General features: G+C 43.2%; 8 protein-coding genes. 3 read left to right on the top strand and 5 right to left on the bottom strand.

Annotation, left to right across the window (positions count from 1 at the left end):
- Positions 1–154: 154 nt before the first annotated feature.
- From ACTXGK_RS24645 to ACTXGK_RS24635, 3 genes are all read right to left on the bottom strand, one after another.
- The gene (locus ACTXGK_RS24645; RefSeq protein WP_443515155.1) at positions 155–2,257 is read right to left on the bottom strand and encodes a hypothetical protein; all 2,103 of its coding nucleotides are present in this window, start codon (positions 2,255–2,257) and stop codon (positions 155–157) included.
- A gap of 43 nt (positions 2,258–2,300) precedes the next feature.
- Positions 2,301–2,765 carry a hypothetical protein gene (locus ACTXGK_RS24640; RefSeq protein ID WP_058025306.1) on the bottom strand — a complete coding sequence of 155 codons (465 nt, stop codon included), beginning with the start codon at positions 2,763–2,765 and terminating at the stop codon, positions 2,301–2,303.
- Positions 2,766–3,023: 258 nt separating this feature from the next.
- On the bottom strand, positions 3,024–5,087 hold the full coding sequence (locus ACTXGK_RS24635; RefSeq protein ID WP_443515156.1) for a hypothetical protein: 2,064 nt from the start codon (positions 5,085–5,087) through the stop codon (positions 3,024–3,026).
- Positions 5,088–5,633: 546 nt separating this feature from the next.
- Here ACTXGK_RS24635 and aceE point away from each other — a divergent pair.
- Positions 5,634–8,447 (top strand): pyruvate dehydrogenase (acetyl-transferring), homodimeric type, encoded by a 2,814-nt coding sequence (gene aceE, locus ACTXGK_RS24630; protein ID WP_371531271.1) that lies wholly within the window; start codon positions 5,634–5,636, stop codon positions 8,445–8,447.
- A gap of 25 nt (positions 8,448–8,472) precedes the next feature.
- The gene (locus tag ACTXGK_RS24625) at positions 8,473–10,170 is read left to right on the top strand and encodes a 2-oxo acid dehydrogenase subunit E2 (protein ID WP_443515157.1); all 1,698 of its coding nucleotides are present in this window, start codon (positions 8,473–8,475) and stop codon (positions 10,168–10,170) included.
- A gap of 162 nt (positions 10,171–10,332) precedes the next feature.
- Here ACTXGK_RS24625 and ACTXGK_RS24620 read toward each other — a convergent pair whose 3' ends face one another.
- Complete coding sequence (locus ACTXGK_RS24620; protein WP_443515159.1) at positions 10,333–10,959, bottom strand: OmpW/AlkL family protein; 627 nt, start codon at positions 10,957–10,959, stop codon at positions 10,333–10,335.
- Between the two features lie 751 nt (positions 10,960–11,710).
- On the opposite strand from ACTXGK_RS24620, the gene ACTXGK_RS24615 reads away from it, so the two are divergent.
- On the top strand, positions 11,711–12,694 hold the full coding sequence (locus tag ACTXGK_RS24615; protein WP_443515161.1) for an ion transporter: 984 nt from the start codon (positions 11,711–11,713) through the stop codon (positions 12,692–12,694).
- Between the two features lie 133 nt (positions 12,695–12,827).
- On the opposite strand, the gene ACTXGK_RS24610 is transcribed toward ACTXGK_RS24615, so the two are convergent.
- Complete coding sequence (locus tag ACTXGK_RS24610) at positions 12,828–13,475, bottom strand: TerD family protein (RefSeq protein WP_443515162.1); 648 nt, start codon at positions 13,473–13,475, stop codon at positions 12,828–12,830.
- Positions 13,476–13,483 lie beyond the last annotated feature (8 nt).

The raw sequence follows: 13,483 nt of genomic DNA, 5'->3' as shown, positions 1-13,483 counted from the left end.
AGTAGACGGGACAATGCAGTTTGATATCATTATGCGTGCCTATGCAATCAAATCAGAGAATACAGCGACAATCATCATTATTTCATCGCTATGAGGTGGGTAGACTGTCCATAATCTATGCTATGGACAGTCTGATATTACAAATTATCAAGTCTTATGGCGTAGTACCATCTGGGTTGATTTTCACAGCAAATACCATTGCCGCGTATGTTTGTGGCGCTAGTGTGGTTACGGTACCATTTACTGCCGTACCATCATTATTGGCGGCACTGTATTTATTAGTTGCAGGTATCGCGGTAGCATTTGCCACATCGTCTAGCCTGATAGCGTATGCAGGAGTCGTGCTGCTGCTAAGCACCTGCGCTTTATTGTTAAAGCGGTCGGTGGTATCTTTAATCACGACATTGTCAAAGCTAAAGCGTGCATCAGTAGTTGCGAACTGGTTGAACGCTGTGATTTTGTACACAATGCAATCACCAGGTTTGGCCGCTACTGGTGACTGGGTAAAGGTCAATGAAGCTGTTGCTGAGCACGTGGTGTTCAATGCTTGTTCTTTGATCAGACCTAAGCCTTTGACTGTGGTGGTGTTTTGTACTGAGCGTTCACCGACAGCTGGCGCGTCTTGACCACCGACCACTAGGTTAACGGTTGTAGTTTCTGTTGAGTCAAGCAGTGCATTAGAGGATGAAACGTTGTACTGGATGGTTACGCTTGAATTTGGTGCCATACCTGTCCATGCTGGTGCGCCATCGACGGGCGTAGCGGTAGATAAGTCGTATTCACCATTACCATTTTTAACAAGAGTGTACGTTGCATTTGGCGTTGCTGGATTGTTATCCGCATCATAGACAATACGTACACTTCCATCAACTTGTGTAATCTTGTCGTTCGCACCCTCGGTGATGGTGAATTTGATTTCACCTGCCTGATCACCTTCAGTTTCTTTACCCGTGTTTTTAATCACAGCGGTTTGCGTGATTTGTGTACCTGTGGTGGTTGTGGTTGGGATTTGTTTACTACTTGGTGATTCGAGGTTTATGGCACGTTGGTTTGCCACCAAGGGTGCGGTCGAATCGCCACCGATCGCATTGTTCGCAGTACCGTTAATGACTTCACTGTCATCTGTTGATGGGTAGAAATTAGCAGTATTTTGATTGGTGTCTGTTGGATCAGTGGTATCATAAATGACCTGACCGCCACCCAAGTCAAGCGTTGCGACCGCATGATTGACTGTGCTCTTCAAATTGGCAAGGTTTTCTTCTGAGTCTTTTTGCACATCAAAGGTAATGATAGCTTCTTGACCTGGTGCTAGGTTAAGCAAAGTCACACGAATACTGTCTTGTTCAAAACCTGTGCCTGCACCATTAGTACCTGCAACGATGGTAGCGTTGTTGCTGGCGCTTAGGTTTGGCTGCTCGGCAAGACGTAAGCCTGCTGGCAGGTTGTCAATCACTACGATGTTATTTGCGGCTGTAGCATACGCAGCACGCTCGTCGTTACGAACTTTGATGGTGTACGTCACTTTCGAGGTTGGGTCGTTTAGGTTTAGCGTGCTGCTGACCGTGCTGGTAATCTTAAACACAGGTACTTTAGTTGTACTGTTATTGATGTTGGTTAAGGTCGCTTTGGTAGTGTCTGCACTACTGAAGAAAGTACTGACCGCAGATAGCGTTAGATTCTGGGTGTCGCCACCCACGTTACCCGAGGTTTTTGCCGCGACAGAGATGTCTGCATACTCGTTCGGACGTAATGTAATGGCGCGGCTTTGGAACTCAGTACCCGTAACCGTTGTCGTGCTCTTCGGCGTGCCATCAGCATTGTAGATGGTGTACGTGACGTTGCTCGTTGCCAAGTCATAAGCACCGCTGCCTTGTGGGCTACCTGGGATGTTGCCACCTTGAGCTAGGCTTAGAGTATAAGTGTCTTGAACGTTACCTGAGTTGGTCAAGGTGTGGTTAAAGGTCACAATACCTTTAGGAGTTACGGTAAGCCCCTTGTTATAGTCATCAGTCAAGTCGCCGTCATCATTCTTAGCAACTAAGCTGAACGCCGCGCTTTGGGTGATGTTTACGGTGACTTTGTTTGACTGTACAGGGCTCTGTGCGACACCAGCGATGCTGTAGGTCGCTGTTGCAATGTTGTCAATGGTCGGCGTCGAGTCAGCGGTAGACTTTGCCGCGTTTGCAGTACCAGCCAAGCCGAACGCGCTGATAACGCTGACGGCTAGTACGGATTGTTTGAATAAACGTTTACTCATGGGTTGGTTCTCCTAGGTGTCTGACACAAAATAACGGTTGGGTTTAGTTAACGACAGTATTTAGAGCAACGTCTGCTGACTTATTGGCAGGCAGCCATTTGATGTTCCAGCGAAGTGCTTTGTATTCTGACAATGGAACTTTCACCAGTTTGCCATTTACCTTGCGCATTAGCGGCATGTCGGCATAGTTTTTACCGTCTGTGCTTGCTTGTGCGCTGGCAGGAGACACTTCACCAGTAAAAGTCATATTCGCAGGAATAGGTAAGGTGACCGCAAGATCACTGATGTTTTGATTGGTAGTATTTGTATAGTTTGCTTTGTATTGAATCACTGTACCTGCTGGTGCATTACGTACCGAAGTGTAGCTGACTTTGCCATCTGCGTTTTTAGTAACCTTGTTGGCGGTCAGCTCCATCTGCAATGCGTCAGCAGCATAAGCACTATTGAGCAATACAGTAGAGGCGACAATCGCAATCAGAGCGTGGCGTAAACGATAAAACGGCTTCATACGAGATTCCTTGTTTAGTTCATTATTGTCAGACACAAGCCAGATAACTTCCTGTAAATATGGACAATCAATAAATAAACGTTGATTGATAGTAGTGAGCATTTATTATAGCTGGCATTATTACAAAACAATTACATACAGTCACTAAAAAAATGACAAAAGGTAGTTTCAGGTATGTAAATGGAAACACCTCAATAGTGCCTATTGAGGTGTTCTTATCAAAAAAATAAAATACTAAAATTAATTCATTAAGTTGACTTATGGGATGCTGGTCGTGGTGCCATACTTGCTATTAAAATAAAGCGAAGCTTTGGTCGGCATTGTTGTGGCTGTAGGCACTTTGACCAAATCAAACTTGTCTGACACGATAGTACCGTTGTTGCCCATAACAGCTGAAGTATTGCTGCTCTGATAAACATTGCTAGGATTACCTGTTGGTTTTGGCAACTGAAAGGTCGATATAACGGGTGCTGTTTGCAATATATCTTTAATCTGTACATCGACGATATCAATATGCCCACGGTTATAAGCATCAATCTTATAAGCGATACAGTTACCAGGTTTGACGTTGTTGGCAGCATTCATACTAAAGCCAGTATTAGGATCATTGGTGTCACCGATACTTGCATAATTGAGCGATGCGTTGCATTGATGGACGTACTGAGATTTTTTCAATACCAGCGTCGCGTTTTGTGATTTTAGCTCACCAAAATCAAGATTACGCGTAATAACCCCAGACGTATTTTTTTCTGTTTTGTAGTCGTAGACATTTGAGGCTAGCGTTACTTCTCTACTGTCTGCAGTAGTGTCTATCGGATATTCCCAAGTATTGGGCTCTGTCTCAATAATACAGACTTTGGTCTTATTCAATAGCACACTTGGTAATACCGTAAAGCTGTATTGGCCTAGTGTACCTGCAGCGTTTGAGACCGTTTGTGGGTTGGCAGATGTCGTAGAGAGATTGTTACCGCTACAATCAGTCAGTCTGACTTGTAAGCCACTGACATAAATGCCAGATTCGTTGCTATCAAATATGCCGTTAGCATAATTGCCATTGCCCGTAAAGGTCTCTGAAGTGTCATACTGAGTACTGCTACTAGCAGTAATCCCACCGTTGTCGTTAAAGACAAAGCCTGAGAAGTTATAATTGGATCTGTCATTTGTGATGATACATGTCCAATTATCCCCATAATTAAGTTTTAAGCTCTTTGGATCCAGAGCAGTAACGGTAGTACCATCCGATCTTTTACATGTATATAAGGCAGTATAATCTGCTAGATTTGTCGTTCCTGATACGGCTTCCGTCAATGTATAGGTCTTGGTAGGATTAACTTTGAAAGTCCCTGTAGTACCTGTACCAGTAGTGACAGTATTACTTGAACCCATCGTAGTGGTAGAAGTGATGCTGTTAGTAACTACTGAGTTGTCTGCGTTGTCCTTTATTTGGACAATAAATTGATCGGTATTTGCTTTACGAGGAGCTGAAAGCGCTTTCGTATATGTTAGACGTGGCTGCGGTTTGTAGCAGTAACTATCGAACTTAATATTCACAACTTGAATAGCAGGATCGTTATTAGCCAAATTATTAGATGAATAGTTTAGAGCTGGGTTATTTCCATAAACCACGTCTACGCGAACCACGGGATCAGTAAAAGTAACGGATAATTTACAGTTTTCATCTAAACCGTCACAAACAGCCGAACTCGTAACACTGTTCTGACGATAAGGTGCAGTACTGGTTATTCCCGCACCTTTAGATTCGACAATAGGAGCAACTGGAGCACCTGTGCTAGTAAAACCATTTATAGTAACTTGATCAAACCAGCTAAAATAACGTGTATTTTGTGAATCAAATCCTGCAATGGATGAATCTATATCATAGATACTCAAACTTAATTTATTTAGTGGTTGCGCTTGATCAGTAAACTTATTTTTAAAGGTGTATGAAACTGTACGAGAACTATTTTTATTAGCAAAATCTTGAGCGAGCTGAAAAACCTGAGTGTTCGCAACGGTGGCAGACTGATAAACATTAGTTGAATTTGGGGTCAAAGCGCCATTTAGGGCCAAACTATTAGATCCAATTAAATAACTTTCAGTACCGTTCCCATCAATAGCTTGGTTTGTTCTAGGAGCAGGTGGAGAAGAGATAGGTGCTAATCTAGTATAATCAGCTGCTGAGAAGCTATCAGTTTCAAACCCTGCATCACAAGTTACTGCTGCTAAAGCTAGATAATTGGGCAGCAATATTAATAGAGACGGTAGAGCTATCCAACGCGTTACCCTTGATTTTAGAGTCGATGATTTAACAAACGAGTCCATAATAGCTCCAATAAAAAAGATAGAATACAAATATAATTTTATAATAAGAATAATACCTAAATCACAATTAGTATACAAAAATTAGATGAACGTCCATTTATTAGGTACAGATAGAATGTGTGGGGAACGCTAAAGTCTAATAATCTCTTCACAGTTTTTATAAAAGAACAATAACGTTATATCCGATGTTATTTACCTAATCACTAATCATTATTTATTTAAAAAATACTTGTTATTTATCCATTTCTCTACAGCCATAAACAATTGCCTCGCAAACGCTTATAATAGAGTGTCAAAATCATCCATGACTGAATATACAGGGACAACAGTATGATCTGTTTTGCAGTTTCGTCCATTTGACGCATATGTCAGCTCTCAGTGGCACTATTTTGTATAATCTAGCTGTACCTCACCGTATGAAACAAGGGAATGCTTGGACATAGCAAGGAAGTCATAAGTAAACCGATATCTCACTTCACACCAGTATTTAACAAAGCCCTACCGTCTAAATAGGTAGGTATGACTGATATAAAAGGATCGACAACAATGAATTATTACAAGGATGCTGATAGCACCGAGACCAAAGAGTGGTTACAAGCCTTTGAGTCTGTTCTCAAACATGCAGATAAGGATCGCGCTCAGTTTCTTCTAAAAGCCTTGTACAATATGGCTGTTCAAGAAGGACTACCATTTAATAGATTGGATACCGCATATATTAATAGTATCGCTGTTGAAGACGAGCCAATGTATCCAGGCGATCTTGGTATGGAGCGTAAGATTCGTGCGTTGATTCGTTATAACGCTTTGGCAATGGTTATGCGTGCCAACAAAAACGATGATGATTTGGGTGGTCACTTAGCGTCATTCGCCTCTAGTGCCACGCTTTATGAAACAGGATTCAACCATTTTTTCCGTGCAGCAAGCGATCACTTCGGTGGTGACATGATTTATTATCAAGGTCACTCAGCACCAGGTATCTATGCACGTTCTTATTTAGAAGGTCGTCTAACCGAAGATCAGCTCGATAACTTCCGCCGTGAAGTGGGTGGTAAAGGCTTATCAAGCTATCCACATCCATATTTGATGCCTGATTATTGGCAGTTCCCAACGGTATCGATGGGCCTAGGTCCGATCATGTCGATCTACCATGCTCACGTGCATCGTTATATGGAAAACCGCAAACTGTTAGAGAAAGAAGGTCGTAAAATTTGGGCGTTCTTAGGTGACGGTGAGACGGATGAGCCAGAAAGCTTAGGCGCAATCTCTCTTGCTGGTCGTGAGAAGTTGGACAATCTGATTTGGGTCGTTAACTGTAATTTACAGCGTCTTGATGGCCCAGTACGTGGTAATGGTAAAATTATTCAAGAGCTAGAGTCGGTATTCCGCGGTGCTGGCTGGCGTGTGATTAAAGTCATTTGGGGTGGTAAATGGGATAGCCTGCTTGCCAATGATGATACTGGTGTTCTCAAACATCGTATGGAAGAAGTGGTCGATGGTGAGTACCAGCTATATGAAGCGCGTACGCCTGAATTTACTCGCAAAGAATTCTTTGGTAAATATCCTGAATTAAAAGAAATGGCTGATGCATTGACTGATGAAGACATTGCACGCCTAAACCGTGGTGGTCATGATCCACAAAAAGTGTATGCTGCGTTTAGCGAAGCGATGAAAACCAAAGGTCAGCCAACGGTCGTACTGGTCAAAACTGTCAAAGGATATGGTTTGTCCAGCACAACACAAGCGGTCAATAAATCGCATCAAATCAAGAAACTTGATCAAGAGGCGCTCGTTTATTTCCGTGATCGTTTTGATTTGCCATTTACTGATGAGCAATTAGAAACCCTACCATTCTACCGTCCTGAAGAAGGCTCGGCGGAAATGAAGTATCTAAAAGGTCGCCGTGAAGCATTGGGTGGTCATCTGCCAAACCGCCGTAGTGGACATATTCCACTGAATATCCCTGAGCTGTCGATATTTGATCGCGTACTAAAAGGCAGTAATGGTAAAGAACAATCAACGACGATGGTATTCGTGCGTTTGTTATCAGCTATGCTGAAAAACAAAGACATCCAAGATCGCGTTGTGCCAATCGTACCAGACGAAGCGCGTACCTTTGGTTTGGAAGGTATGTTCCGTCAATTGGGTATTTACTCTGCAGTTGGACAAAAATATACGCCAGAAGATAGCGAAGCATTGATGGGCTATAAAGAAGCCATCGATGGTCATATGTTAGAAGAAGGTATCAACGAAGCGGGTGCGATGAGTACTTGGATTGCCTTAGCAACCAGTTACTCTGTAAATGCGTTGCCAATGATTCCAATGTATATCTATTATTCAATGTTTGGTTTCCAGCGCATCGGTGATTTGGCTTGGGCGGCAGGTGACTGTCAGGCACAGGGCTTCTTATTAGGGGCAACTGCGGGTCGTACGACTTTGAATGGTGAAGGCTTGCAGCATCAAGATGGTCATTCACAGATTCTATTCAACGTGGTACCAAACTGCGTGACCTATGATCCTTGCTATGGTTATGAGCTGGCTGTTGTCGTACATGATGGCCTACGCCGTATGTATGGAGAAGGCGAGCGCGTTTATTATTACCTAACGCTAATGAACGAAAACTACGACCAGCCTGCCATGCCAGAAGGCGCTGAGGAAGGTATCAAGCGCGGTATGTATTTACTTGAAGATAATGGCTCAACTCAGGTACAACTATTGGGTTCAGGCGTGATTCTACGTGAAGTACAAAAAGCGGCTCAGATCCTAAAAGATGAGTTCAATATCACATCAAACGTTTGGAGTGTCACCAGCTTCAACGAGTTGACTCGTGATGGTATGGTTTGTGACGATTACAACCGTCTACATCCAATGGATGAAGAAAAAGTGCCATGGGTTACTGAGCAATTAGCACCGCACGAAGGTATCGTAGTTGCAGCGACTGACTACATGCGCAACTACTCAGAGCAGATCCGTGCTTGGTTACCAGACAACCGTCCTTATACCACACTTGGCACAGATGGCTATGGCCGTTCTGATACTCGTGAAAACTTACGCAGCTTCTTTAACGTTGATGCGGCTCACATCGTTGTCGCCACGCTTAAGCGCTTAGCGGATGAGGGTGAAGTCGAGATGCGTTTGGTTAAAGATGCGATTTCAAGCTTAGGCATCGATGCAGATCAACCACCTGCATGGCACCAACAGTCTTATTATGATCATTCTCCAGATGCACCTGCACCAGGCAAAGTCAACCCAAGTCCTGTACCTGAGTTCGTTGCTGAAGACGATGAAGAAATCAGCAATGAAGGCCGCGCCGAAGATCAAGCAGATGCGACCTTGCTCAATGATGGTGATGTCAAAGAATAATAATCATAAGACTAGGAGATAAAACATGGATATTAAAGCCCCCGATTTGGGTGTCGATAGTGCTGAAGTCAGCGAAATTATGGTAGCAGTGGGTGATGTAATCGCAAAAGATGACAACATCGTTCTGCTAGAGTCTGATAAAGCTTCAGTTGAAGTACCAAGCTCTGCTGCTGGTAAAGTCACCAAAATCAATGTTGCCATTGGCGATCAAGTCAGCGAAGGCATGGTATTGATCGAAGTAGAGAGTGCTGACGCAAGCGATGATAATGACGACACTGCCGAAGAAGCTCCTGAGGCAGAACAAGCAGAGGATAGTAATGAAGATGCACCTGTTGAAGATGACGCAGATGCAGAAGAAGCGACTGATGATGCTGGCGAAGGCGCATCGACTACCCATGCACTGCCAGACATAGGCGTTGATGAAGCGCAAGTGGCGGAGATTATGGTGAGTGTAGGCGACACGGTCAGTGCCGATGAGTCTATCCTACTGATTGAGTCAGACAAAGCATCAGTCGAAGTGCCTGCACCAGAAGCAGGCGTGGTCGAAAAAATCTTGGTTAATGCTGGTGACACTGTTGCCAACGGTCAAGACTTTATCGTTATTAAAGCGGCAGGTACTCCTAAGGCAAAACCGAAAGCGGATACTGCTAAAGCTGAAGATAAAGCGGACAAGCCTGCACCGAAAGCTGAAAGCAAGTCACAGCCAGCCCCAGCAGGTGAGCCGAAGCAAGCGTCTGCACCGACCTCAACTGCTGCACTTACAAGCAAAAAATTGAGCGAAGCGGAAGTGAATGAAAAGTTGGTTGATGTATATGCAGGTCCTGCTGTACGTAAACTGGCTCGTCAGCTTGGCGTGGATATCACACAGGTAAATGGTTCAGCGCTAAACGATCGCATTCTAAAAGAAGATCTGTTTGCGCATGTCAAAAATCGTTTGACCACCCAGCAAGCCGCGCCAGCTGCTCAGGGCGCTGTTAGCTCAGGTCTGCCAAAGCTACCTGATATGAGCAACGTTGAGATCTGGGGCGAAACAGAAACCCAAGATTTAAGCCGCTTGCAAAAAGTGTCAATCCCGCAGCTGAACTACAATACCTATCTACCGCAAGTGACACAGTTTGATTTGTCTGATATCACCGAAACTGAAAAACTACGCGGTGAGCTAAAAGGTGACATGAAAGCGCAAGGTATTGGCCTGACTATTTTGGCCTTTATTGTTAAAGCAACTGCGTACGCTTTGACTCAGCACCCACGCTTTAACAGTCATTTGAGTGATGACAATACGCAAGTAATTTTGCGTAAGAGCGTTAATATGGGTATTGCGGTTGCGACTGATGACGGCCTAGTGGTTCCTGTGATTAAAAATGCACAGGACAAAGGCATCAAGCAGATCGCCATCGAAATTGGTGAGTTGGCAGGCAAAGCACGTGACAAAAAGCTCACTACTAAAGACATGCAAGGTGCAAGCTTTACCATCTCAAGCCAAGGTATCTTGGGCGGTACAGCATTCACGCCACTGGTCAACTGGCCACAAGTGAGTATCTTAGGCGCCTCAGAAGCGACTATGCAGCCTGTTTGGAATGCGGCTAAGCAGACTTTTGAGCCACGCTTGATGCTGCCATTGTCATTGTCTTATGACCACCGCGTCATCAACGGTGCGGATGCAGCGGTATTTACGCGTTATGTAGCGACCTTGCTCGCTGATCCACGCCGTATTTTGCTATAGCTGATACGCTACTCTAAAAGCTAAAATCAAAAAAAGACTGCCTAAGGGTGGTCTTTTTTTTGAGCAGTACTGTATTTGAAATAAGCAAATGTTAGCCACAAAAAAGCCAGCATCAGCGCTGGCTTTTTATACTTAGATCATCGAGGTTAATACGGTTTGTGATTAAAACTGTTTAACAAATGCAACGCCATATACCCAAGGGCTGATATCGATTTCACCGATGTCACTGCCATCTAAAGTAGCATCTGTTTTGATGTCCATATAGCGCGCATCGATACGGAAAGCTTCAGTTGGAGCGAAAGGAATGTCTAAACCGACATGACCGGCCACACCAACGCTATCATCAAGATCTAAATCACCACCAGTAGAGATTCTTTCTTTAAAAAAGGTCGTATAGTTCACGCCAACACCAACGAATGGTTTGATATTCATTGGCATGTTGTCAGAGTCAAAGTGATATTGCACAGAAAGAGTCGGTGGTAAATGTTGGGTTTTACCTGTTAAAACTTGTGTGCCATCAGCACTATTTAGATCAAAATCATGATGAAATGGGAGTGCTGCGAGTAGCTCAACACCGACATTGTTGGCAATAAAATACTCACCACTGATAGTTGGTTGTATATCGCCGTTAACATCAACAGACAAACCATTATCTAGAGTGCCATTATCACTTTTAGGGTCAACATAATGTGCACCAGCCGCAATAGACCAAGTGCCAGCAGGTACAGCAAAAGCAGTAGTCATGGTAAGGGCAGTGGCAGCAGCTAAAACTAGGGATTGTAGTTTCATGATTTGGTTCCTTAATATATTAAAAGGCTATCAGTGCTAAATGAGGGATGACATTGCACACTGATACATAATGTTATAATGGATGATAAAGCGGTAACATTATGACTCTATTATAGTATAAAACCACAATTTCTGTAAGGTTTTAATTATGCTTTACTAAGTTTTATTTAATTATTTATAGTAAAGACGATAACTGTATAATTATTTTGATTATTTAAAAAAATGATTATTGTGATATTCTGAAAATAGGTAGCTAAGAATTATATTGATGATTGCTAATGTCTAAACGGTAGAATTGGAAATAAATGGTGATGGCTTACTGAATTGATATTCATAATATGACAAGAGGCGTAATATATTATGCTCGGTTATTGTAGCAACTCTCCACTACGCTGTGAGAATGCGCGTTCTGCAAAGATACTGAATCAGGTAGATTCTTGTTGCCCTGAATGTCATTTATTTTTGGTGCCTGCCCAAGACATAACCCAGCAATTGCTCGCTGATGAGCAGTTTTTACGATTTTCTGTTTTAGTAGTAGTATTGGTGCTATTAATAGCAGTCTATGTTCACTATTTGCATGTCACATGAGGGTTAATTGTGGTTGATGCTCAATGATCCAGTATTGGCAACTTTACACTACCTCTATCTTGATTAGGATGAGCTGTTTTGTGATAGAGCGTTCAAGGCATATCTTACGATAGTGGCTTTATTTTATTTATATAACATCGGTATTTCACCGAATAGGGATGGCATGCTACTCGAATCTATAAGGCGTTTACGTCATTTTGTTTATGATACTTTGCAAAATGATGAACATGACACTTTGTTTAGCCGCTATATTGATTATTTTCTCATATTCCTGATTATGACTAATGTGGCAGCTGTGATTGCCGAGTCAGTTGATAGTTGGTATTACCCTTATCAAGATTATTTTACTTGGTTCGAAAACTTCTCTATTGTGATCTTTTCTATTGAATATTTGCTGCGACTATGGAGTGTTGCTGAAGCCAAACCGGACAATACAACGTGGAAGCAGCGTTGGGATTGGGTGAGAAGTCCTTCCGCGCTTATTGATTTGGTAGCCATTGTTCCAGCCTTCTTAAACTTCTTCGTCAATATTGATCTGCGTTTCTTACGTATTTTGCGTTTGTTCCGTATTCTCAAATTGACCCGCTATTTTGCGTCCATGCGTATCCTGCTAGTGGTCATCAGTAAAGAACGGGGCTCGTTCCAAGCGGTTATTTTTATATTAATTATTATGATTGTGACTGCCTCGAGTGGTATTTATTTGGTCGAAAACCATGCGCAGCCAGAAGAGTTTGAGTCAATACCCAAGGCGATGTGGTGGGCTGTAGTAACGCTCACGACTGTGGGTTATGGGGATGTCACACCAATCACTAATGCTGGCAAGATATTGGGTGCTATTATTACGATATTGGGTGTGGGTCTAGCAGCGCTGCCTGCGGGTATTTTGGCAACGGGTCTTGCAAATGAGTTGGCGCAGCGCCGTGAAGAGTTAGAGCAGCATTTTCGTGAGCAACTGATCGATAGCGACTTTGATTTGGTACAAAATCAGATGATGATTGATAAGATTCGCCGAGAGCTAGGATTAGATAAAGAGCAAGCGCAAAATATCGTACTACAAGTACTGCGTGAACAAGAACTTGAGCGGCGAGAAAGAGAAGTAGAAGTGCGTCAAAAGAATTTTTGTCCACATTGCGGTGAGGTTTTATAGCTCAGTATCTATCAGGCAATCATAGAAATTTATGCTTAAGATTTCTAGAAACAAGTATGTTTGGCAGGAAAAATAAAAGGGTGCTGTGTGATTGAAACGCAGTACCCTTTTTAGATTTTATGATCGACTGACGCTATATTCCTTGAGGAATCGGTAGCGCCCGTGCCAATTCATGTGCGACTTCTTGCGCCGCGTTAGATAAGTCTTCAGCGCTCAGTGGTAAGTTTTGTAGGGTTAAATGCCAGTCATCAACGGATCGGCGCAAATGAGCCACCCAAAGCGTTTTACAATCACGTGGGAGCTGCTTTAGGTTGACTTCAAAACAGCGGTTACCCTCATCATCACTCAAATGAATCTCACCTTTTTTGACCCTAGAGAGTGAGTGTCCATGATAGGAGTTGGCAATCAAAGCGATATGAGTGATATGCGAGGGAATTTCCTCTAGCTCCAGTCTAATTTGTTCCTGATCAAGCGGAGCCAAATACATGGCTTGCTCCCCGCGATCCTTACCGTTTAGACTGTCTCCTTGGTGCTTGACGGATTCAGCTTTGTCACGTAATTGTTTGAACCAGACAATATCACTAATGATGCAATTGTCATCATACAATACGCAAGCCAAGTCGATATCTACCGCGCTTTTGTCCTTTTTAAAACGCTTCAACAACCCTTTTGGCTCGATCTTAGTAAATTCATAGTTGAGCGCAAAAAATAACGTTCCCGTATCCAAGCCCAGTCCTCTTAAACTGTCGGAAAGCAGCGGTGATGGGGCAGTGGTCGGCATAATATTCC

Origin of the sequence: Psychrobacter sp. T6-5, from assembly GCF_052258485.2 — a bacterium.
Taxonomy (GTDB): domain Bacteria; phylum Pseudomonadota; class Gammaproteobacteria; order Pseudomonadales; family Moraxellaceae; genus Psychrobacter.
Note: the sequence above shows the minus strand (reverse complement) of the source record. Positions and strands in the feature narration are given on the sequence as shown.

Bases quoted from the DNA above. Each gene is read 5' to 3' on its own strand.
- ACTXGK_RS24640 (WP_058025306.1), bottom strand. From the start codon at position 2,765: ATGAAGCCGTTTTATCGTTTACGCCACGCTCTGATTGCGATTGTCGCC.
- ACTXGK_RS24635 (WP_443515156.1), bottom strand. From the start codon at position 5,087: ATGGACTCGTTTGTTAAATCATCGACTCTAAAATCAAGGGTAACGCGT.
- ACTXGK_RS24615 (WP_443515161.1), top strand. From the start codon at position 11,711: ATGCTACTCGAATCTATAAGGCGTTTACGTCATTTTGTTTATGATACT.
- aceE (WP_371531271.1), top strand. From the start codon at position 5,634: ATGAATTATTACAAGGATGCTGATAGCACCGAGACCAAAGAGTGGTTA.
- ACTXGK_RS24620 (WP_443515159.1), bottom strand. From the start codon at position 10,959: ATGAAACTACAATCCCTAGTTTTAGCTGCTGCCACTGCCCTTACCATG.
- ACTXGK_RS24610 (WP_443515162.1), bottom strand. From the start codon at position 13,475: ATGCCGACCACTGCCCCATCACCGCTGCTTTCCGACAGTTTAAGAGGA.
- ACTXGK_RS24625 (WP_443515157.1), top strand. From the start codon at position 8,473: ATGGATATTAAAGCCCCCGATTTGGGTGTCGATAGTGCTGAAGTCAGC.
- ACTXGK_RS24645 (WP_443515155.1), bottom strand. From the start codon at position 2,257: ATGAGTAAACGTTTATTCAAACAATCCGTACTAGCCGTCAGCGTTATC.